Origin of the sequence: Spiroplasma helicoides (assembly GCF_001715535.1) — a bacterium.
Classification (GTDB): Bacteria; Bacillota_I; Bacilli_A; order Mycoplasmatales; family Mycoplasmataceae; genus Spiroplasma_A; species Spiroplasma_A helicoides.
The window spans coordinates 939,782-964,152 of sequence record NZ_CP017015.1; the positions used below are offsets into that span (position 1 = coordinate 939,782).

The window sequence follows — 24,371 nt, forward strand, 5'->3', positions numbered from 1 at the left end:
ATACCACTTTTTATGCCTTTTTTTAAGTGTTTATAGTCTTAACCCATTGTATTCCATATTTATTATATTATAATACTATTTAAAATGATATTTTCCTATATAATGTTTAAAGAAAAGGAGGAACTTAGAAAGTGAGTTCAAAAGCAAGAGCACAAGATGATTTTTATTTACACATTAATGGTGGGTGAATAGAAAATGCACAATTACCAAAAGGTTATGCAACTTGAGGTAGTTTTGAAATGTTACACAAAAAATCTGTAACAGATGTAGAAAATTTAATAAATGAATTAGTTAATAGTAGTAATAGAAATGCTGATCAAGATAAAATTGTAGCAGTTTTTAAAAACTACTTAAACTTTGAGCAAAGAAATGCACAAGGTATTAACCCTATCTTACCAATTATAAGTGATATCAATAATTTAAAGGACAAAAAAAACTTTACTGACTTTATGATTGATATGAACAAAAAATATGGTTTGTCATTTTTTTATAGCAAAGATGTAGATTCTGATTTTAAAGATAGCAACCTTAGAGCATTAGGTATTTCTCCGATGGGTCTTGGTATGAGGGACCGTGATTTTTATGAAGAAAATCACCCTAGACATGCTGAAATAAAAAAAGCATATAGTGAGTTTATTAAAAATATAACTCATCATGTAAAAAATGAAATTATTTTTAGATCAAAAAATTTATTTGAGTTAGTTTATAATTTCGAATTAGAATTAAGTAAAATTATGCTTAAAAATGAAGAAAAAAGAAATCCTTCAACAATTTATAATGTTGTTACAATTGACCAATTAAATGAATATAATCCATTTTTTGGTTGAGCAAAGTATTTAGAACAGACTGGATATTCAAAAGCTAAAAAAATTATATTGACAGAACCTAAGTACTTGCAAAAATTAAATGAATTATTAGACAACATGGATTTAGAAGATTTAAAAGATATTTTAAAATTAGAAATTTTATGTGGATTTGCAAGACTACTAAGCTTTGATTTAGAAAAAATCTCTTTTGATTATAGTGCTGCATTTAGTGGTGTTAAAGAAATGAGACAAGAAACCGAAAGAGCTGTAGGTATTGCAAGTTCATTAGTTGGAGAACTAATTGGTAAAGAATATGTTAAAAAACATTTTTCAGAAGAAGCCAAAAAAGATGTTTTATCAATAGTGAATGGTTTAATTGAAGCATATAAAGTTAGATTAAAAGATTTAGAATGAATGAGTGAATCAACAAAAATAAAAGCAATTGAAAAAGTGGACTCTTTTACAGTTAAAATAGGTTATCCCGACAAATGAGAAGACTTTAGTAAAGTTGAACTTAAAGATTTTGATAATGGTGGATCACTATACCAAAACTTCTTAAATGCACGTCTTCATTTTAGAGAAAAAGAACTGAATGAAATTAATTTACCAGTTGATAAATCTAAATGATATATGTATCCTCAAACAGTTAATGCTTATTATAATCCTACTTCTAATGAGATATGTTTCCCAGCTGCAATATTGCAGTTGCCATTTTATAGCATCGATCAATCTAAAGCTAAAAATTGTGGAGGAATTGGTGCAGTAATTGGCCATGAAATAAGCCATGGTTTTGACGATCAAGGAAGCCAATTTGATAAAAATGGGAACTTTGAAAATTGATGAACTAAAGAAGATTATGAAAAATATAATAAAAGAACTGAAAAATTAGTTAAACAATACGATGAATATGAAATAAATGGTACACATGTTAATGGAAAATTAACATTAGGTGAAAATATTGGAGACTTAGGTGGAGTAAATGCTGCATTAGATGTTTGTTTAAAACAAAATCCGGAGGACATCAAGGGTTTTTTTGAAAACTATGCCTTAGTTTGAAGCAGAATAATTACACCAGAAGAAAGAAATACTCGTTTATTTACAGACCCTCACTCACCTGAACAATTCAGATGTAATGGAATATTAGTAAATATCGATAAATTTCACGAACTTTATGAAACAAAACCTGGTGACAAAATGTATAAAGCACCAGAAGATAGAATTAAAATTTGATAATAAAAAAAGCACTTATGTGCTTTTTTCTATCCTTTTAATATTGTAAATAACAACCCCTCTTTTAACAAGCTTTTGATATCTTTTAGCCTCTTTTAAGTTCTCAATAACCTGAGCTCTTTCAATAGTTTTAAGGGTGTCTAATCATTTTTTAAGATTAATTTTTTCTTGTTTTTTCTTTTTTCTTTCAAGCCTAACTGCAGCAGCGTGTAACCTTTTTTTAAGTAACGACTGGTTATGCATCTCAAATAAACTCTTTATTTTTTCTGTAAAAGACATATATTTTAAATTTTGTCGCCATAATTTTCATTCAACTTTTTTTTCAACTTCTTTTTGTTTTCTATAAACTTTTTGTTGATTCATTGTAAATTTTCTGTGAATTAAATGGTAATCGTGTGCTTCTTTATCAAGAATATTACCATCAATATCATGTCAACGATAGAATTTTTTGTTGTTTATGTACAAATAGAAGAATTGTAAAGACATAACCAAAGTGGTTATTGCAATAACTGCTCCCACCAAATAACCAACCATCATAATCCAAGGAATATCATAGTTTTTTCATTCAACATATTCATTTGTCACACTATCAATTCCACCTAAACGCGCATTATGCATATTTAAAAATCAATACGGATATCACATTTGGCTTGTATATGGTTGCATACCATGACCAAAAATTCCCACATCACTTTGTGACCAAACACTACCAGGTCTCATATGTCAAACACCATTGCTTACTTCATATACATCATTAAAGAATTTTTCACCATACATTCGGTATCTAAATTCACCACGTCCCATAATTAAAACAAGATATGCTAATGGGTAAGCTGTTATTCCATAAAGTGTAAATTTAGAGTGGTTTCTTGGACATTGATAAACATCACCACAAGATAATAAAAAATTAGTTATCATAACAATCGGAATTATTAAATGCAAAATAGTTGTTGATATTCAATGAACATAAGTGTATGATCACATTTCATCTCTTGAAGAAAGTAACCCGATTCAAAAAACTAACATTGTTATTGTAATATATACTGTAATACCTAGTTCTAAACCAAATGGTACTTTTTTATCATATTTTTGTTTCAAAAATAAACTATAAAATAAAAATATAACAACAAGATAATTAGACTGAGTTGTAAAATAGCAATAATAGATACTTAGTCTTTCTAGAGTAGGAATACCTCTCATATTAAGTTTTGGTATATGAACTTGAACAAAATAGTCAAATATTAAAAAACAAATTAAAATAATTAAAATCAATAATTTTAAAGAAAATTCTGCTCTTTTGTTAAATTTCATTGCTAATTCCTCATATCTATATATCTCATTTTAACAAAAATAGATTATAAAAAAAGAAAAACTCAAAATTTATAAGTTTTTCTTTTTAAAATTATTTATTTTAAAAATTTAAGAGTTTCTTTACAAATCATTAACTCTTCATCAGTTCTAATTTTGAAAACAGGAACGTCTGAATTAGGTGTTGAAATTTCCATATACAAATCATAGTCTGCTTCATTTTTTTCTTTGTCAATTTCAATATTCATCAATTTGACTCTTTCCATAGCTCAAGATCTAATAACTGAAGAGTTTTCACCAATTCCAGCAGTAAATACAATTGCGTCAACATTTCCTTGTAAATGGTTTGCATATTTAACAATGTATTCAGCCACTCTTTCTGAATAAAGTTCTAAAGTTAAATAAGCTCTGTTTGCATTTTCGCCTTTATGAAATGCTTCATTTGTAATATCTCTCATATCACTTGAAATTTCACTTATTCCAAGCAATCCTGATTGTTTATTTAGAATGTCAGTTATCTCATAAACATCTTTATTTAACTCTTTTGCCATATATTGAAGAATTGAAGCATCAATATCTCCTGATCTTGTACCCATCATTAATCCTGCAAGAGGTGTTAATCCCATAGTTGTATCAAATGATTGACCATGTTTTACACAACACATACTTGCACCATTACCTAAGTGACAAATAATTAAGTTTAATTTTTCTTTTTTCTTATTAAAAATTTTGGCACACTCTTCTGTTATATAGTCAAAACTTATACCGTGAAATCCATATTTTCTAACTTTATACTCTTTGTATCATGAATATGGAACTGTGTATAAAAAGCTTTTTTCTGGCATAGTTTGGTGAAATGAAGTATCAAAGCACCCAACCAATTTAGCATTTGGAAGACCTTTTTCAAAAGCTTCAATTGCTGTTAATGCTCCTGGATTATGTAAAGGGGCTAATCTGATGTTTTCTTCAATTGTTTTTTTATTTTCATCTGTTAATTCAACAGGTTTAACAATTTTATCTCCACCGTGAACAACTCTAAAACCAATACCTTTAATATCTTCAATGTTTTCAATAACTTTTAGTTCCTTAAAACGATTTAAAATTGATTTAACAGCCATTAAGTGATCGTCCATTTTGTCATCAAATTGATGTTTTTTATCATTCATTTTAATTGTTAATGCTCCATCAACTTTAATTCTTTCTGCTAAACCTTCCACTAATGAAATTGGATTATTTTTTTGACTTATATCATATAATTTAAACTTGATTGAACTACTTCCTGCATTTACTACTAAAATCATTTTACTTTGTTCCCTTCTGAATTGCTTGATAAATAGTTACAACTGAAGTGTTGTAAATATCTTCTAAAGTTGCTCCTCTTGACAAGTCATTTACAGGTTTATTTAAACCTAAAATAAATGGACCTGCAGCTTCAAATCCAGCCATTCTTTGAGCAATTTTATAACCAATATTACCAGCATTTAACTCTGGAAATACATAAACATCTGGTCTTGCTTTTGTAAGTCTACTATTTGGGTACTTTTTATCTCTAACACTTTTTTCATAAGCACTGTCAAATTGCATTTCACCATCAAAAATGTATTTACCATTTTCCATTCCTTTTAGTCTATCAACTGCTTTTGCTACATTTTCAACTGATGGACCAGATCCTGAACCTACTGTTGAGTAACTTAGAAGTGCTACCTCAACATTTTTAACATCCATTTGTTCTGCAAATTCTGCCGCCATGTAAGCTATATCTGCTAAGTGTTTTGGATTTGGTTCCACATTTAAAGCACAGTCTGTGAAAAATAATTGTTCTTCACCTCTAGTCATAATAAATACTGATGATGCAATTGAATAATTTTCAGCAGTTTTAATAATTTGAAGTGCTGGTCTTAAAGTATCGGCAGTTGTGTAAGTTAAACCACAAACCATCCCATCAGCCCGTCCTAAATAAATAAGCATTGCTCCATAGTAATTTCTTTTTTGAACAAGCTCAATAGCTTCATCTTTTTCAAGTCTTCCTTTTCTGATTTCTAAAATTTGATCAACCATTTCTTGATTAGGATTTCCTTTAACAACAACTGTTTTTATATCTTTATGAATATTATTAGCTATTTCACTTTCAGCATCAAATAACATAATAACATTTGCTAAACCTTCTTCTTGTAGTTTGTTAGCAACCTCAACAATTTTTGGTTCTTGTCCTTCAGGAAAAACTAATTTCATTTTTTTATCATTTTTTAAAATTGATTTTTTTAAGTTATCTATTGAAAACATATTAACCCCTTCTTTTATATTCTTCTATTTCTTTTAGTCTTGTTGACGATATTTCTCTTCTATCAGAATCAGATATAAATATGATCGTTTCTAAATCTTTGTTTAAAAATTTGTTTGCATCTGCAAGTTCTACTTCATACTTAAAGTCTTCAATATTTCTTACACCTCTTATCAAAAACTTTGCATCAAGTTCTTTTGCAATATCTGCAGTTAATTTATTTTCATTTAAAATAACTTCACAATTATTATAATGTTTTGTTAAATCAACAATACTATTAATTCTTTGTTTTAAATCAGGATTTGAGTCTTTTAAAATATTTTTACTAACAACTATGTATATTTTTGAAAACAAATTTAAAGCTTTTTTTAATATATCTAGATGACCTTCATGAAAAGGATTAAAACTTCCAGGATATATTGCTATCATATATGTACCTCAATTTCTAATATCTATATTATTTTATTCTAAAAAAATGCAAAAAATTTTTAATCTATAAAAATTGTGTAAAATAATAGTGTTTAGGAGTACAAAAATGAGCATTTTAATGATTGATGTAGGAAACACAACTGTTGATTTTAGAATATGAGATCAAGCAAAAAATGAGCTATCAAATTTAATGAGACCAAAAACTAAAGATGATGAGTATAAATCATCTTCAAGAATTAAAAACTTATTAAAAGAAAACAATGTTACTGTTTCTGAAATAATTTATGTTTCTGTTGTCCCAGAGTGAAATGATGTAATAAGAGCATTAGGACAAAGTATAGATGTACCAATATATAATTTAAGAAATGTTGTTGATATTAGCAACTATCAATTTGCACTAGATGATGTTAATAAACTTGGAGCTGATTTTTTATCAAATTTTATTGGAGCATTAAACACTTATAACTTAGAAAATGGACTAGTACTATCTCTAGGGACCGCATCAACAATTTTTGTGGTTCAAGATAAAAAGTTTATTGGAACAAGTATCTCTCCAGGATTGGAAACTTCGCTTGATGGATTGATTAATATGGCTTCTCTTTTAAAAAATAATACTTACAATAAATCAAATAAACTAGTAGGTAAAAATACTGTGGATTCAATAAATATAGGTTCATTTAATGGACACTTCTATATGGTAACTGGTTTAGTTGATTTTTTTAAAAAACATTTCAAAGTAGATAAAGTTATTTTTACAGGGGGAATATCAAATTTATTTATAAAAGAAATTAAAGAACTTGGATATATTTTTGATGAAAAGTTAATATTTGAAGGCTTGATTGAAGTTTTTAAAAATATAAAAAAGGGTTAATTATAACCCTTTTGCTTTTTGCATACCTTCTTTAATGATTTTTAAACATTCGGCAACATATTCTTTTGTTGGCGGAACAACATCTTTTAAATAAAACTTCATTTTCAAGCTTTCATATTTGGGAATCATCATGTTGTGATATGGTAGCATTTCTAGTCTTTGCATGTTTTTCAAACTTGCTAAAAATTGTCCTAATTTTAATAAGTCTTCACGATCATCTGTTCATCCTGGTACCAAAACATGCCTAACTCACATTTTAGCATTATGATCATCTAAAAACTTAATTGCTTGTAAAATATTTGTATTTGGTTTTGATGTTAATGCAATATGTTTCTCATTATCAATATGTTTTAAGTCAGCTAAAGTTGTGTCAGTATATTTCAATAGCTCAAGTCATTTTTCTTGGACTAATGGAATATCTTGATAAGTACCAAAACAAGTATCTAAACAAGTATTTATACCTAATTTTTTAGCTTCTTTAAATAACTCAATACAAAAATCGATTTGAGTTGTTGCTTCACCACCAGAAAGAGTAATTCCTCCATTTTTATAAAAACTTTTGTTTTTATTATATATTGCTAAAACTTCATCAACAGTTATGGGTTTATCCTTTGTAAAAGCTAATGCCTCAGGATTGTGACAATATTTACATCTCAATAAACAACCTTGTAAAAAAATAACTAACCTAATCCCTGGGCCATCAACTGCCCCAAAACTTTCCATACTACTATAATAACCAACTCTTGGATCTTTATTGTGTTCCATAATTACCTAAAAAAAAGAGTACCTGAAGGTACTCTTTTCCTTTTTTACATTGATTCGTGGAAAGTTCTTGAAATAACTTCATCTTGTTGTGATTTTGTTAATTTTACAAAGTTTACAGCGTATCCTGAAACTCTAATAGTTAACTGTGGATAGTTTTCAGGATGTTTTTGTGCATCTAATAAAACTTCACGGTTAAGAACGTTCACGTTCAAGTGGTGTCCACCATTAGTCATATACCCATCAAGCATATTAACTAAGTTTTCTTGTTGTTGTTTTGAAACTTTATTTGCCATAATATCAAATCCTTTCTTGATTTAGCTTTTTTAATTGCTACTATCATTATTATTATATACCTTAAAAATTATTTTAGTGCATCTTTTGGAATTTCACCACTAATTTTAATTTCTCCACTTATTACCAAGTCATCATCTTTTCCAAGTGCTCCTGGTATAACTGAGAATGTATTTGAAATCCCGTCTGAAGCGTGTTTAAATGGTATTTTTGAAACTGATGCAAGTGAAGCAACAGCTCCTGAACAATCTCTTCCGTGCATTGGGTTTGCTCCTGGTGCAAATGCTTCTGGATATCTTCTTCCACAAGGTGTGTCACCTGTTGCTTTACCATATACAACGTTTGAAGTAATTGTTAATACTGACATTGTTGCTACTGAATTTCTATAAGTGCTGTGTGATCTAATTTTGTTCATAAACACTTTAACAACATTTTTAGCTAAGTCGTCAACTCTGTCATCATTGTTACCAAATTTTGGAAATTCCCCTTCAGTTCTATATGAAGTTACAATTCCTTTTTCATCTCTGATTGGATATACTTTTGCATATTTAATTGCTGATAATGAGTCAGCAACTACTGATAACCCTGCAATTCCAGTCGCAAAGAATCTAAATACATTTGTATCATAGAAACACATTTCTGCACTTTCATAGTAGTATTTATCATGCATATAGTGAATTACATTTAAAGTATTTACATATTTATCTGCAACTCATGACATCATATTGTCGAATTTTTTTCATACTTCATCGAAATCAAGTGGTCCATCACCAGTTAATACTGGTTCAAATTTAGGTGAGATTTGTTCTTTTGAAATCTCATCTATTCCACCATTGATAGCGTATAGAAGTGTTTTTGCAAGATTTGTTCTTGCTCCAAAGAATTGCATTTGTTTTCCAACTTTCATTGGTGATACACAACATGCAATAGCATAATCATCTCCGTGAGTTGTTCTCATAATGTCATCATTTTCATATTGCATTGATGAGAATAAAATTGAGTATCTTGCACAGAATTCTTTGAATTTTTCTGGTAAGTTTGCTGATCATAAAATTGTTAAGTTTGGTTCAGGTGATGGTCCCATATTCGATAGAGTATGAATTACTCTAAAACTATTTTTAGTTACTAATGTTCTACCATCAAGTGACATTCCCCCAATTGATTCAGTTGCTCAAACTGGGTCTCCTGAAAATATTTCATTATAAGCAGGAGTTCTTGTAAATTTAACAATTCTTAATTTCATTACTAAGTGATCCATTAATTCTTGAGCTTCTTCTTCAGTTAAAATACCTTTTTCCATGTCTCTTTCAATATAGATATCTAGGAATGTTGATACTCTACCAAATGATTCAGCAGCACCATTATTTTGTTTAATAGCTGCTAAATAAGCTAAGTATGTAAAGTTGAATGCTTCAACAGCATTTGCAGCAGGTTTTGAAACATCTCAGCCATAACTTGCTGCCATTTTAGTAATATCTTTTAATGCATTAATTTGTTCGGTGATTTCTTCTCTTAGACGAATTTTTTCTTCATTCATTTCACCATCAACTAATGTTGCATCTTTAATTTTTTCTTGAATTAAGAAGTCACTTCCATAAAGAGCTAATCTTCTGTAATCTCCAATAATTCTTCCTCTTCCATATGAATCTGGAAGTCCTGTTACAATATGGCTTTTTCTAATTTTTCTCATATCTGGAGTATAGGCATCAAATACACCTTGGTTGTGAGTTTTACGATATTTTGTAAATATTTCTTTAACTCTATCACTAACTGTAAATCCATATGATTCATTAGCTTGAACTGCCATATTAATACCACCTCAAGGCATTAATGCTCTTTTAAATGGTTTATCTGTTTGTAGTCCTACTACTTTTTCTAATTTTTTATCAATAAATCCAGGACCATGTGATGTTATTGTTGAAGGCAAATCACTATCAACATCTAAAACACCACCCGCTTCTCTTTCTTTTTTAGTTAATTCCATAACCATATCTCATAATTTGGTTGTGGCTTTAGTTGGACCTGCAAGAAAACTATCATCACCTTCATAAGGTCTGTAGTTTTTTAGAATGAATCCACGAACATCAATTTCATCTGTTCAAGACCCACCTTCAAATCCCTCTCATTCTTTGAACTTCATTTAATCTCCTCCTTGGTTATTAATATTATGTTCCTTTAATATAATTTTTTCTACTATTAAATAACTATTTTAGAAAAATTTCTTATTTTGAAAATTTTTTTACTGGATTTCCATAAAATGCGTCTAAATATATGTTTTTTAGATCTTCAATTAATGGATATCTTGGATTAGCCCCTGTACATTGGTCATCAAATGCATCTTCTGACATTTTGTCAATTGTAGCAAGAAAATTTTTTTCATCCACACCATATTCTTTAAAAGATGTATGTAATTCAACTTCTTTAGTTAATTTTTGAACTGTTTCGATTAACGCATCAACTAATTCTTCATTCGTTTTTCCTTTTAATCCAAGTTCTCTAGCCATTTGTGCATATTTTTCCATTGAGTTTTGTGTTTCAAATTGTGAGAAATATGCTTGTTTTCCACCTTCTAACACACAAGCTGCATTATATCTAATTACATGTGGTAATAAGATTGCGTTAGCAGCACCATGGATAACTCCGTGATATCCCCCAACTTTATGTGACATTGAGTGAACTATTCCTAAGAAAGCATTAGCAAATGATATACCTGCAAATGCAGCTCCATCCATAACTTTTGCTCTTGCTTCTACATCACTTTTTCCATCATGATAAGCTCTTGGTAAGTAGTTAACAATATTTTTTGCTCCTTGAACTGCATAACCATCTGTGTATTCAGTTGCCATAATTGAAACATATGCTTCTAAACAGTGAGTTAATGCATCTAGTGCTGGTGCATTAGTTGCTCCTTTTGGAATTGTTAATGTTAATTCTGGATCAATAATAGCCATTTGTGGTGTTAATGAATAATCGGCCAATGGATATTTTGTGTGAGTTTTGTCATCAGTAATAACTGAGAATGGTGTTACTTCAGAACCAGTTCCTGATGTTGTTGGAATACAGATCATTTTAGCTTTTCTTCCAGTAACAGGATATTTAACAATTCTTTTTCTAATATCTGCAAAAGTAACTGCTAAGTCTTTAAAGTCAATTTCTTTTCCATCATTTTCATACATTAATCACATCAATTTAGCGGCATCCATTGAAGAACCTCCACCAAATCCTATGATTAAGTCTGGTGCATATTTTCTCATATCTTCTGCACCTTTTTTAGTTGTTGATAACATTGGGTTTGGTTCAACACCATCAAATACAGTGTATGCAACTCCTAATTTATCTAATTGTTCGGTAATTTTTTTACCATATAATTGGTTAATTACTTTATCAGTAACTATATATACTTTTTTAATACCTCATTCTTTTAAATCTTCGAATGCATATTGTAAAGAACCGAATTTATGATAGATTCTTTCAGGTAGTCTTAATCACTGCATGTTTTCCCTTCTTTCTGCTACAGTTTTTACATTAAGTAAGTTTAATGGACCAACGTTTGAAGAGAAAGAGTTTCCCCCATGTGTTCCACAACCTAAGGTTAAACTTGGATCTAATCCAAAGTTATACATATCTCCAACCCCACCTAATGATGAAGGAGAGTTAACAATCAATCTTCCTGGATTAAGTGTTTTAAATTTTTCTAATACATCTGGATGTGCTGATACATCTGCTCATAATGATGCAGTATGTCCTGCCCCCATTTTTAATATGTTTTTAGCTTTTTGAATAGCATCATCATAATTTTTTGCTTTATATAAAGTTGCATAAGTTGATAATTTTTCATGAGCTAATGCTTCACTGTGGTCTGTTGATTCAGCTTCAACTAAAATAAATCTAGTTGTTGGAGGTACTTTGATACCGACTTTTTCTGCAACAACAAGGGCACTTCTACCTACTAAATCAGCATTTAAAAGTCCAAATTTACCCTCTTTAAACATTGCTTTTCTGAATTTTTCTTTATCTTCTTCTTTAGTAACAACGTATGTATTTTTTCTTTCAAACGCTTTTACAACTTGATCATAAATTTTTTCAACTACAACAACTGAGTTTTCTGTTGCACAAACAACCCCGTTATCGAATGTATTAGATTGAACTATTGATGATGTAGCTGTCTCAATGTTGGCAGATTCATCAATAATTGCTGGTGCATTACCTGCACCAACTCCAATCGCTGGTACTCCTGATGAGTAAGCGGCTTTAACCATACCTGGTCCACCAGTTGCAAGAATAATGTTAGCATTTTTCATAACATATTCAGTACCTTCTAATGATGGATTTTCTACTCATCCAATAATTCCTTCAGGTGCTCCAGCCTCAACAGCTGCTTTTAAAACTACTTTAGCTGCTTCAATTGTACATTTTTTTGCCCCTGGATGAGGTGAAATTACAATTGCGTTTCTTGTTTTTAATGCTAATAGACATTTAAAAATAGCTGTTGAAGTAGGATTGGTTGTTGGAATAACTGCTCCAACGATTCCTATAGGTTCATAAATTTTTTGTATACCTAATGCTCTATTTGTATAAAAAGTTCCAACTGTTTGCAAATCTTTAAATTTATTGTAAATAAATTCACTTGCATAATGGTTTTTTAATATTTTGTCTTCAACAATTCCCATTGAAGTTTCTTCACAAGCCATTTTAGCCAAAGGAATTCTTTGTTCGTTTGCTGCTAATGCGGCTCTTTTAAATATGTGGTCTACTTTTTCTTGTGAAAAAGTTGAAAATTCTTCATAAGCTTTTCTAGCCTTTTCAAAAATTTGTTCTAGATCTTTCATTTGTTTACTCCTTACACATTTATTATATTCCTTTGGAAATTTTTTTTAACAAAAAATAAAAAAACGATTAATTTTTTGAAAAAGTCTTTCAAACATTTTCAAAAAATGCCAAAATTTTTCAAAAAAAAACACACTTTTGGCGTGTTCCTTATGCGCATAATATTGTAAATTAACGTTTTGAGTACTGTGGTGATCTACGTGCTCCATAAAGTCCGTATTTTTTACGTTCTTTAACACGTGCATCACGAGTTAATAAACCTTTACCTCTTAATTCTGGTTTGTAATCTTTACTTGCTTCTAATAAAGCTCTTGCAATCCCTAAACGAGCAGCTCCTGCTTGACCAGTAAATCCTCCACCTTTAACAACAACTCTGATTGAAAAATCTGCTTTTGTACCTGTAGCTTCTAAAGGTTGTTCCATATCTTGTACTAAAGTAGGATATGGGAAAAACTCTAAAGCTGGTTTACCATTAACAACAATTTCACCATTTCCTGGTGTAAGAATAACCTGAGCAACTGAAGATTTTCTTCTTCCTGTTCCTCTATATATAACTGAACTTGTTTTCTTTGCAACAGCCATTATTTGTTATCTCCTTTTCTTGTGTTAATTACCAAAACCTCTGGATTTTGTGCTTGATGTGGATGTTCAGGTCCAGCATAAACATGTAATGCTCTATACTGATTTCCCCCTTGAACATTTTTAGGTAACATCAATCTTACAGCTCTTTCAATTATTCTTTCAGGGAATAATTGACGTTGTGTTTTAACATTTCTTGATTTCAATCCACCTGGATGCATTGAGTGGTGGTAGTAGTTTTTATCATTTTCTTTTTTTCCTGATAAAACTACTTTTTCGGCATTAATAACAATTACATGATCACCGTTATTAATATGAGGTGTAAATGTTGGTTTATGTTTTCCTCTTAGAACCTTCGCTATTTCAGTAGATAAACGTCCTAAAATAGCGTCAGTTGCGTCAACTACATATCATTTTTTAGCAATATCTGCTGTTTTAATAAGTGTAGTTTGTTTCATTGTGCTTTTTCTCCTTCGCTTTCCGGGGCTTGTGAGTAAGCATATATATTATATACCATTCACTTTATTATTGAATTAAATTATTTACAAAATTATAAAAAAACTTAATAAAAACACAGTCAAACTGTGTTTTTGTGGTTATTTTAGTAAGTATAAGTTATTATAAAGATTTCCCTTCTCGCAAATGCTTATGCAAGAAAACTTATTTAATAATATATATTTACATTTCAAAATATGTGACGTTATTTAAAAAAGTAAAATAACCACATATCTATATAATAAATAAATATATATAAATTTCAAGCATTTTTATGATTCTCATTTTAGTTTTATAGACGCAATAATTATGTAAACGACTGTAATTAATATAGAAACACCTAAAAATATTCCCATTACATAATCAAATTCAAATTTTCCAGATCAAGCATTATTAAAAGGTTCCATACAATATTTAAAACCATTCAAATATGTTGCATATTTCAAAACATCACTTGTCATTATAAAGTCAATTGGTAAAAATGTTCCTCCAAGAAATGCAATTGGAAGGTATAAAATGTTTGCAACAGCAACATAAGCAGCGGTTGATTTAAATAGGCTTGAAAGCATTAGACCTAATGAAACTGATGAAAATAATATTAACATTAAAAATGGTAAAGCTTCTCATACTTGATATGGAGCAGCTATTTCATTTCAACCATAAGTTGTTCCAAACATAATTCCTGCTCATAATAATGTTCAAAAAAATGTTAACAACATAAATAATACACCCATTGTTACAACTGTTAAAACAAAGAAAATAGGTTTAATATTTGTTGCTCCAATCCTTTTTAAAAGAACACTATTTTTAAACTCTAAGATTGTTTGAGGAATAACAAATATTCCTGTTGCAATTATTTGTGTAATTGCAATTGAACCAACTAAATTATGTAAAAGTGAATACTCTGTAGAGCTTGAACCATCTCCAAACATTTTCCCTTTAAAAGCAAACCCTTCTATAAATAACATTATAATAGGAAAACCTAACAGGAAAAATGGTTGCACAAAACCTTTTATATAGTATTTTAATAGTAGAACTATTAATGGTAAATTTTTACCTTTATTATTTGCTTTATTGATGATTTTATCAAACTTATTTTTATTATTAATTATTCTTTTTTCATCATTTATTTTTGCTTCTTTTTTTAAATCAGCTACTTTTTCTTCTTTAAATTTATTTCATGTATAATTATGAACTGATCCATGTTTTTTAACAATGTCAGAAACCATACCAAAATCTCTGATTTCTCCATTATGAATATAGATATATTTATCACATAGCTCTTCAATTTCGCTCATCATGTGAGTAACCAATAATAGCGACTTACCTTTATTGACAACATTTTCTTTAATATAGTCAAAAATTTCACTTCTAACTTCAATATCAAGTCCAGTAGAAATTTCATCAAGAATAACCAAATCAGGGTTATGAATTAAACTTAACAATATATTGACCCTTTGTTGTTGTCCACCACTCAAGTTAGCCAAGAACTTATCTTTAAATGATTCTATCTGATAAGTTCTCATAATTTTTGTTAATTCAGATTCTGTCATTGCGATATTAAAAGTTTCTAAATAATACTTAATCATATCAAAAACAGTTATACCAACTGGATACTTAGAATCTTGAAATTGTAATCCAATTACCATATTTTCTTGTCGATAAACTTCCCCGCTTGTTGGTTTTCTTATATTACCAATTATTTCACTAAGAGTAGATTTACCACCACCATTTGCACCAATAACTCCAATACGATCTCCATAATTTATTTCTAAGTTAATGTTCTTTAATGCAACCTTATTTTTATATTTTTTTGTTACATCTTTTAAACTAACTAGAATTTTGTTTTTATCTATCATCACTTTTTCTTTATTTAATTCAGTCATAAAAAACCTCTTTTCAATTATTTATTTTATATCATTTAACAATTTTTACAAATAAAAAAAGAGTCATCCTCTTTTTTTAATAAATTAAGATTTGATATTAAAGCTAAACTCAGTTGTTTTTAAAACATATTCATGTATACACTCAAAAATTAATCGTTGTTTAATTTTATAAACACCATCTTTATATTCAGTGTATGAATCTACAAATCTTACACCTTTTTTAATTTGGTATTCATAGTTATCAATATCTCAATTTCAATTATCAATTATTAATCTTCCTTTGCCCTCTCAATCCTTAGATGAGTCATTTTCATGTATTACTATTGATTTTTTTCTGTAGAAAAGATCATTTCTATAATATGATTTTATAACTATATAAATGTTTCCTTTAAAATCATAATCAATAGAATTTATATCATAATCTATGCCAAATCCAGAGAGTGTATATTTAATTGAAGCTTTGTTACTTGTTATTGAATATTTATACATTGACCATCTTTTTTCTATTTTATCTGAAACTCCATTTGTAAATATGTAAATATCTTCGTTTTTAATCAAAAATTGAACTTTTAATTCATTTGAATTGAAACCCAAATCAACATCTTTAATTGCTGTGGTTGAGTCTTTTAACATATCATAATAAAATATTTGACTGTCTATTGTTGCATAAACTAATTTATTATCAACAAACTCAAAGCTTGAAACTCAAATATCGTCAGAAACTGTTGAAATTAAAGATTTGAACTTAAAGTCTTGAAATAAGTATAGGTTTCCAGCATATTGAATAATTAATTTATTATTAACCATTTTTACTTTGTCAATTTCATCTTTTTTGATGTTTAGTTTTAATCCATTCAAATCAATTGCTTGGCACTCTTTAATACCTTCATCAAAACTTAAGCTTATTTTATAAAGTCCATTGCTTGTAGATGCCAATAAAAGATTTGTGTCCAATTTATAAAGATTGTATATTTCTAAACTCTCCACATTTAATTTTGCATATAAATCAATATCCACATACTTTTGTGTTGATTGTCTATATATTCTCAATGCATCAAACGGTTTTTTGTTTTGCTGATTTAGCAATATATCCTCTTTATTATTATCCAATGTTATTGCACCACTTAAGTGATTTGTTTCTGATTTTGTTATAGAAAAATCAGTGTCGTTTACTTTGTCAGACTTTGTATCATATCAATCAAAAGTTATTACTTTTTGGCCAAGTAAATAATCATCTTTTGCATTATATAAACCGCTTGGTTTTACAAATCTTACAACCATTCTATGTGTATTTATTGCTGAAGTATCTCTATCTATAATTATGTTATTTGAATTAATTTTAAAGCCATTCAACTTAGATAGGTAAGAAGCAATGTCATCTTTATAATCGTATGAGTCACCTAATACTTGTGCTTTTTCAATAGGTCCAATGTAAGTGTTTTTTATATAATCGTTCGCATTTAAAGGTCCAGTCAACTTACCTTCCGCACTTTTTTTATACTTAGAAAATGCTTCTTCCTGGTTATTTTTTAATTTTATAGAAAATTTTCTTTGAGCTTCATCGATATTGATGTCTAATAAACTTTCAATGACTTGTTCATTATCTTGACTTAGTTCTTTTATTTCATCCATAATTTTTTTTCGTCATACAGTTAAATTATTGGCTATAATACCAGAATCATTGAAAATCTCTCTACTTATACCAGTTGACAAGTCTACTGTATCATAACTATTTTGCTTAGTGCTATATTCACCTAAAAAATCATTTTTATAGCTTATTTTTAATGCATAGTCACTATCATCTATTACAAAACCATGTTTATCAATATTGTATTTATTATAAATTTCTTTAAAGCCTTTTTTATTTATATAGTGATTGTAAATTTGTTCGCTTGTTAAATCACGACTTGTGAATTTTAAATCACTGTCTAAAAGTAAATCTATTCTTTTTTCAGGTTTGAATGTTACTCTAATTTCACCTGTAAAACTGTTTTTATATTGTTCAAGTCAATTATTGTTAATGGGATTATAATCGTCTGATATACGATCAAAGTTAAAATAAACTCTATTTAAGTATTTGTAATCCTTATCATATGACAATTGCTTATTATATCACTTTTCTGAAATGAATTTAGGAAAGTTGTATTCATCAATTAGTTTGGAATAAAAATTCTTATATTTAATTCCAACATCCAATTCACCTAAATCAACTGTTTCATTATCTATAAATTCTAAGTCGGTTTTTTCTTTTAAGTAGTTCGCTACATTTTGTCTAATCCCATATTTTAATTCTAAATTAAGTTTGCTTCTACCAAAATTTACCACAAATGTTTTTTTTATTTTGAGTATTTTTATGTTTGATACTTCATAACTCATATAATCTTCATTTGATAAGGCACTTCTTATAAAGTCTTCAAATTTATAAACTGAGTCATCACTATCTACATAAATAACAATATCTTTATACTGGCTAAGTATATCATAAGCAGCTATATCACTTTCTGTTGGTTCATCGTTGTTATTGTTGTTATTATCACTGTCAACACCAGGTCTATTAGATCATGGACCCATATTACTGTTATAACCACCACTATCACATGCATAAGCTTGTGAAGCACTCGCAACAACTGACACAACTACTGTCAATGTGCATAATAATTTTTTCATTATCTCATCCTCTTGATTTAATCATATCATATACACACTTTAATAGTTAAAAAAAAACTTTACTCGCAAGTAAAGTTTTTTTGTTATTTAATATGATTGAATGTAAGTTTTACTGTTTTGACTTTTTCTTCTTTTGGTTGTTGTGATTTTCATATTCTATATGCTTTATCTCCTTTTATTATAAATACCAATGGAGCTATTCCAATACCCCCCATTAATGCAAGTAATGAACACATTATATATATTAGTATCATTTCTACTTTATAAATTTTAGGATTAATTGATGCAACATAGTCTAGAGACTTAATTTTAGCATCTTTTTGATCTTTTATTTTTTTTAAACAAATTGTATATTTTAAGAATAATCTAAGTTCTAAACTAAAAATAATGATCATTGCTAGCAACGGTATTAATTGTAAACTAGGTTCTAGTATCATACCTTTTGAAAAATAAATTATATTTCTAACAAATATTGATGACATAACTGCACCATCAAAAACTAATACAACCAAAATTCCAATCATAAAAAATTTAATTCTGTTTTCAAAATTAATGTTTTTATTCATATATTTTTCTCCTTATCATTAAAAATTTAAATCATAAAATTATTAAAGATAAGATTATATAGTTTGACCCACCCAGACTGTTGCTTCTATTTCATCTATTTTTTTAGATATATATTGTATATATGAGTTTACAACATTACGTAAAAATAATGATTTTAAATAAAATAATTTAGATGTTAAATATAAAAATAATTTATTATTTCAAATAATAAATAGATATTTTTTTGCTAAATATTTCAATTTATTCAAGGTGCTTTTTAAATTTTTATTGCAAACTTTAATAATGCTTTTAAAAAACAAATAAATAACATATAAAAGAATCAATGTTATAAGAATTAAAGCTATTTCATATGAAAATCATTGTAGAATTGTTTGTGTTTCATGATTTGCAAAAATTGAGTTATAACCTTGCATTAAAAATAAAACCGGTAAAACTTTAATTAATAATTGAACAAATTCTCTATAAAAACGGTTCTGTATAAATCTGTCTTTTAAAACTCCCTTATTAGAAATATTTTTAAGTGACTTTGAGGTTTTTAAAATAGTGAAAAAAATACATATAAAAGAGGTCAAAATTATTAGAATATTCAATACATATAAGTCTTTTGAAACAAAAACAATAAATAAACTAATAAAAAATACTAAAAATTTACTCTTATTTTCTTTTATTTTTTTCATATTTGCCTCCTTATTTTTTACATTTTACACTTTTTTCAAACAAGGGACAACCTTTTTTAATTTTAATATTTTTATACGCTAAATTAAGCAATTAAAAAAAGAGCTAATGCTCTTTTTTTAAAGATAAATTAAGATTTTTCATTAAAAGCATATTCTACTCAATATATAATAGTGTCATTAGTATATTCTAAAACAAAACATTGTTTAACTATATAAACACCATCAATTAACTCTCCATAAGAATCTACCAAATGATAATCCAAAACATCTTGATTTTTATCTCCCTCAAACATTCAGTAATTTGAATTAAAGATATATCTAGCTTTATTGGCTAAGTCTTTTTTAATATCATTTTCTCTTAATGTTACAACCCTTTTTATAGTTCTAACTTGAGTACTTAATGAACTTTGCACAAATAATAATATATTCCCTTTGTTGTCGTACTCTATAGAATTAATATTATTATTTGCTGAAAACTCAACCATTTCTAATCTTGAAGATAAATTTTTGCTCTTTATATCATATTTATAAAGTGCTCAAAGTTTTCTATTTGGTACTTGATAATTATTTGTAAATATATAAATATTATCTTCTTTTATTAGAAACTCAATTTTAAAATTTTTGTTATTAATACTGTTTTCATTTATTTTTATTTCACTTGTTACATTTGCTTGCAAATCTACATAATATACTGTGTTATCTTTACAATAATAAACTAATTTAGATCCTACTAGCTCATAACTTTCAACATTTTTATTTATTGTTTGTGGAGAAATAGTTGCTTTATATTTATAGTTTTCAAATAAATATAGTAAACCACCAATATCAATAACCATTTTATCATTTACCATTTTTACACTATTCATATAGAATGTATCGATCTTGTCTTTAATGCCATTAATATCTAAAACAGTGCAATCTTTGATATTATCTTCAAAACTTAAACTTACTTTGTAAATACCTTTATTTGTAGATACTAACAATAAATTGGTATCAAGTTTAAAAATATTGTTTATTTCTAAATCATCTATTCCTATTTTTTTATATAAATCGATATCAACATATTTTTGAGTTGTTTGTCTGTATATTTTTAGAGCAAACAAAGAATCAGCATTATCTAAGATAATCAACATGTCGTTATTTTTTCTATCTAGCATTATAGTTTTTTTATAATATAAATTTGAGTTTCTTTCTAATTTCAAATATTTATCATTTTTAGAATTGGCATTTTTGTCATACCAATCAAAAGTGAATATTATCTTTCCAACTAAATAGTCTTTATCACTAGTGTATCTAGATAATTTAAAATCAATATCTAGCTTATGATCTTGAAAAATAGTTTTTTCGTTATTGATTGTTATATCGTTTTCGGTTATTTTGTATCCATTTAATGAAGATATATATCTCGCAATATTCGGTTTAGATACAGTTTCATTTTGATAAACTGTGTTTTTTTCCATTAGGCCTAAGTAAGTGTTTTTTATATAGTTTTTAGCTGATAATGGACCAATCAATTTACCTTCCACTCTATTTTCATATTTACAAAATGGTCCAAGTGCAGATTTTTTGACATCAACTGAGAAGGTTCTTTTTGCCTCGTTAATATTGATGTCTAAATTGTTTAAAATTTCTTCAGTGCTATCTTTGCTTTTTGCTTTAACTTCTTCAATAATATTTTTTCTTCAAACAGCTACATTATTTTCATAAATACCTGTATTATTATCAATAACTTTGCTGATATCACGTGATAAATCTATTAAATAAGAATTATCTCTATTGGTTGCAAAATCTCCTAAAAAATCATTTTTATAAGTAACTTTTAAATCATAATAAGAACTATCAACAACAAAACCATTTTTTTCAATTTTATATCTACTATAATTTTCTTTAAAATTAGTTTTGTTTACATAGTGGTTATAAATATCACTACTTTTTAAATTTCTTTGAGTCATTGACAAATCTTTATCAACAAGAATATCTATTCTTTTTTCTGGTAAAAATTTTACATTCAACTTTCCTTCAAACTTGTTTTTATAATATTCAAATCAGTTGCTTCTATCTTGATCATAATTTGCGTATATGTCATCGAAATTAAATAAAATCTTATTCATATAATTATAATCTTTATCGAAGTCTGAATCTTTATTAAATCAACTTTCAGAAATCATTTCCGGAAACTTTAACTCTTCTTTTAATTTTTTGTATAGTTTACTATAGTCTCTTCCAACATCCAAAGTTTCTAAATCAAGTGTATCAAAATCTATCATTTTTAGCTTTAGATCATTTTTAATGTAGTCAATAACATTTTTTCTTAATTCATATTTTATTTCTAATCTAAGTTTGCTAGAACCAAATTTTACTACAAATGTTTTTTTCTGTTCAAAAACCTGTACTTTAAAGTTACTATTTTCATTGTTGTTTTCAACCGATAGTGCTTTGCTAATAAATTTTTCAATATCACTTTTAATTCTAATGTTTCTTACATATACTGTTTCGGATTTATATTGACTTATTGTATCGTAATCTCGTTGTTCACTTCTAGATGGTTTTGTTTCATCATTGCTATTGTTGTTTTGATCGTTATTCCCGTTTTGATCATTGTTATTTGAGTTATTGTTGTTGTTATCACTATTATTGCTATCATTATCATTGTGGGGTCTATTATCCCAAGGAGCAATATTACCGTTATAACCACCACTATCACAAGCATAAACTTGTGCAGAGCTTGCAACAATTGACATAACAACCGCCAATGTGCATAGTAATTTTTTCATATCTTTTTTTCATCTTTCTTATAATTATTCTATCATTATAGTTCTTTTATGTGGAAAAAATTTTTAAACTATAAAACTTTTTTAAAAATTTTTATTATTTTAACGCTAGATGCTTTTATTCTATATAAGTCAAAAAGTTTTTTAGAATTTAGCCTAGTTTTATAAGAATGTATTATTAAAGCATATGTAAAAAAAGACCCATAAAAAAACCCTCGTTTGAGGGTTCATATGAAAATTTAAAAATAAGTTATTTTTTTAGATATTTTAATACTCTATTTTATACAACGTTAGACCCTCTGGGTTTGCCATATAAGGTAATTTATCTCTTTTACAATCTAATGCCATTTGAATTTCTTCTAATGTTGTTTTTCCTTGACTGTATGCTATGCAAGCACCAACAATTGACCTTATTTGATATCTGATAAACCCTTTTGCTTTAAAAATGATTTTAAAAATATCTTTTTCTAGCACGCATTCAATACTATCAATTTTTCTTTTAGTTTCAATCAATTCTAGTTCTTTACCCTTTAAACCTGAAAAATTTATAAAGTCGTGTTCTCCTAAAAACAATTTCAATGCAATCTTAATTTTTTCAATATCAATTTTGAATTTAGGTTGAAAATAGTAACGATTTAGAAATACGTTTGGTTTGGCTAAGTTTATTTGATAATGATATGTTTTTTGAATACAATTTCTAACTCTAAATGATTTTTCTATTGCTTCAATTTTATTGATTTTAATCCCAATTGGTAAACAACTATTCATTGCATTTAAAAAGCCTTCTAGATTTGGTTTGAAATCCAATTCCACTCAGGCTTTTTGATCTTTTGCATGAACTCCAGAATCTGTTTTTGATGCACCAACAATTCTAAAGGTTGAGTTTCTTGCAACAATACTTATTGCTTTTTCTATTTCACCTTGAATTGTGCTCTGATGTTTTTGCTTAGCTCATCCACAAAAATCTGTTCCATCATACTCTATTGCAAAAAGATAATAAAACATCTATAAAGATAAAATACTATCAATTCTTGGGATTTTAAATTGATTTAATTCTGATAAATACGGATAGCAGAATAATGTTACAGCAATTCCTAAATAAATTAACAATATAATTCAATCTAAAATTCTAAATCTTACTTGTCTGTATCTCGTTCTTTTAGCATGCGGATCATATCCTCTTGAGTCCATCGCATATGCTAAATCTTCTGCTTTTTGGAAAGCAGAAACAAGTAATGGAATAATTAGTGAGGTAATCGCTTTAACTTTATCTTTTAAGCTACCATTTTTGAAGTCAATCCCCCGTGAGGATTGAGCCTTCATAATTCTTCCTGCTTCATCAATTAATGTTGGTATCATTCTTAAAGCAATTGATATTATAGTTGAAAAAATATAAACCGGTATACCTATCAGTTTTAAAGGTCATAATAAATCTTCAATAGCAAGAGTTAACTCTAAGGGCTGAGTTGTTCCTGTTAAAATTGTGGTTAAAGTAATCATTAAAAATATTCTTACTGTCATATAAATTGCTCGATAAATCCCTTTTTCAGACAATCATAGAAATTTTCAATTTAATATGTAACCAAAATCTTTATACTCTGTATAATGAGCACCAGAAGTACCCATTTCTGTTCATTCTATGCCTTCGGTATTTTCTGGTTTTAGCATAAAGACATTTAGTATAATCAACATTATAAATATAAACATTATTGGAGTAAATAATTTAAATAACATTTTAAAGCTTAATTTACTTACACCATACATTACAAATATTGCAGTACCAATTAGCACAAAACCTGTAAAACCAATTGGGAAAAATACAGCCACAATCAAACATATAATCATAAATAATTTAACTCTTGGGTCCATTTTATGAATTACTGAATTATATGGCATGTATCTACCAAAAACCATTCTCATA

The 24,371-nt window shown here is 27.7% G+C and carries 18 protein-coding genes and 1 pseudogene; 2 read left to right on the forward strand and 17 right to left on the reverse strand.

Annotated features, from left to right (window positions below; genetic code table 4):
- The first annotated feature begins 131 nt into the window (after positions 1-131).
- The gene (locus SHELI_RS04225; protein ID WP_069116971.1) at positions 132-2,039 is read left to right on the forward strand and encodes a M13 family metallopeptidase; all 1,908 of its coding nucleotides are present in this window, start codon (positions 132-134) and stop codon (positions 2,037-2,039) included.
- A gap of 12 nt (positions 2,040-2,051) precedes the next feature.
- On the opposite strand, the gene SHELI_RS04230 is transcribed toward SHELI_RS04225, so the two are convergent.
- The 4 genes from SHELI_RS04230 to coaD form a co-directional block, all read right to left on the reverse strand.
- The gene (locus SHELI_RS04230) at positions 2,052-3,347 is read right to left on the reverse strand and encodes a hypothetical protein (protein ID WP_069116973.1); all 1,296 of its coding nucleotides are present in this window, start codon (positions 3,345-3,347) and stop codon (positions 2,052-2,054) included.
- Between the two features lie 95 nt (positions 3,348-3,442).
- Entirely contained in the window at positions 3,443-4,645 is a 1,203-nt protein-coding gene (locus tag SHELI_RS04235; RefSeq protein WP_069116975.1) for an acetate kinase, read from the reverse strand.
- 1 nt (position 4,646) lies between these two features.
- Positions 4,647-5,627 carry a phosphate acetyltransferase gene (gene pta, locus SHELI_RS04240; RefSeq protein WP_069116977.1) on the reverse strand — a complete coding sequence of 327 codons (981 nt, stop codon included), beginning with the start codon at positions 5,625-5,627 and terminating at the stop codon, positions 4,647-4,649.
- A 1-nt stretch (position 5,628) separates the two neighbouring features.
- The gene (coaD, locus tag SHELI_RS04245; RefSeq protein ID WP_069116979.1) at positions 5,629-6,054 is read right to left on the reverse strand and encodes a pantetheine-phosphate adenylyltransferase; all 426 of its coding nucleotides are present in this window, start codon (positions 6,052-6,054) and stop codon (positions 5,629-5,631) included.
- Positions 6,055-6,160: 106 nt separating this feature from the next.
- Between coaD and SHELI_RS04250 the strand changes: the two genes are divergently transcribed.
- The gene (locus SHELI_RS04250) at positions 6,161-6,925 is read left to right on the forward strand and encodes a type III pantothenate kinase (protein ID WP_069116981.1); all 765 of its coding nucleotides are present in this window, start codon (positions 6,161-6,163) and stop codon (positions 6,923-6,925) included.
- On the opposite strand, the gene pflA is transcribed toward SHELI_RS04250, so the two are convergent.
- The 13 genes and pseudogenes from pflA to SHELI_RS04315 form a co-directional block, all read right to left on the reverse strand.
- A complete protein-coding gene (gene pflA / locus SHELI_RS04255) occupies positions 6,926-7,690 on the reverse strand; it encodes a pyruvate formate-lyase-activating protein (RefSeq protein ID WP_069116982.1) in 765 nt (254 codons plus the stop codon).
- A gap of 44 nt (positions 7,691-7,734) precedes the next feature.
- Positions 7,735-7,983, reverse strand: a complete 249-nt coding sequence (locus SHELI_RS04260; RefSeq protein ID WP_069116984.1) for a glycine radical domain-containing protein — start codon at positions 7,981-7,983, stop codon at positions 7,735-7,737.
- A gap of 68 nt (positions 7,984-8,051) precedes the next feature.
- Positions 8,052-10,121 (reverse strand): formate C-acetyltransferase, encoded by a 2,070-nt coding sequence (gene pflB / locus SHELI_RS04265; protein WP_069116986.1) that lies wholly within the window; start codon positions 10,119-10,121, stop codon positions 8,052-8,054.
- An 82-nt stretch (positions 10,122-10,203) separates the two neighbouring features.
- Positions 10,204-12,825: pseudogene (gene adhE, locus SHELI_RS04270) on the reverse strand (bifunctional acetaldehyde-CoA/alcohol dehydrogenase); the annotation flags it as partial.
- Positions 12,826-12,979: 154 nt separating this feature from the next.
- Positions 12,980-13,390, reverse strand: a complete 411-nt coding sequence (gene rpsI / locus SHELI_RS04275; protein WP_069116990.1) for a 30S ribosomal protein S9 — start codon at positions 13,388-13,390, stop codon at positions 12,980-12,982.
- The gene (gene rplM, locus SHELI_RS04280) at positions 13,390-13,845 is read right to left on the reverse strand and encodes a 50S ribosomal protein L13 (protein WP_069116992.1); all 456 of its coding nucleotides are present in this window, start codon (positions 13,843-13,845) and stop codon (positions 13,390-13,392) included. The genes rpsI and rplM overlap by 1 nt, the downstream gene beginning before the upstream one ends.
- A 309-nt stretch (positions 13,846-14,154) precedes the next feature.
- Positions 14,155-15,768, reverse strand: a complete 1,614-nt coding sequence (locus tag SHELI_RS04285; protein WP_069116994.1) for an ABC transporter ATP-binding protein/permease — start codon at positions 15,766-15,768, stop codon at positions 14,155-14,157.
- An 84-nt stretch (positions 15,769-15,852) separates the two neighbouring features.
- Positions 15,853-18,435 carry a hypothetical protein gene (locus SHELI_RS04290; RefSeq protein ID WP_069116996.1) on the reverse strand — a complete coding sequence of 861 codons (2,583 nt, stop codon included), beginning with the start codon at positions 18,433-18,435 and terminating at the stop codon, positions 15,853-15,855.
- An 83-nt stretch (positions 18,436-18,518) separates the two neighbouring features.
- Positions 18,519-19,001 carry a hypothetical protein gene (locus tag SHELI_RS04295; RefSeq protein WP_069116998.1) on the reverse strand — a complete coding sequence of 161 codons (483 nt, stop codon included), beginning with the start codon at positions 18,999-19,001 and terminating at the stop codon, positions 18,519-18,521.
- 54 nt (positions 19,002-19,055) lie between these two features.
- Positions 19,056-19,679, reverse strand: a complete 624-nt coding sequence (locus SHELI_RS04300) for a hypothetical protein (RefSeq protein WP_069117000.1) — start codon at positions 19,677-19,679, stop codon at positions 19,056-19,058.
- Positions 19,680-19,807: 128 nt separating this feature from the next.
- Positions 19,808-22,453: a hypothetical protein gene (locus SHELI_RS04305; protein ID WP_157087590.1), complete on the reverse strand. Its 2,646-nt coding sequence runs from the start codon at positions 22,451-22,453 to the stop codon at positions 19,808-19,810.
- Between the two features lie 264 nt (positions 22,454-22,717).
- Complete coding sequence (gene truA / locus SHELI_RS04310; protein ID WP_069117004.1) at positions 22,718-23,455, reverse strand: tRNA pseudouridine(38-40) synthase TruA; 738 nt, start codon at positions 23,453-23,455, stop codon at positions 22,718-22,720.
- Positions 23,456-24,370, reverse strand: a complete 915-nt coding sequence (locus SHELI_RS04315; RefSeq protein WP_069117006.1) for an energy-coupling factor transporter transmembrane component T family protein — start codon at positions 24,368-24,370, stop codon at positions 23,456-23,458. It abuts the gene before it with no gap.
- Position 24,371: the final 1 nt, after the last annotated feature.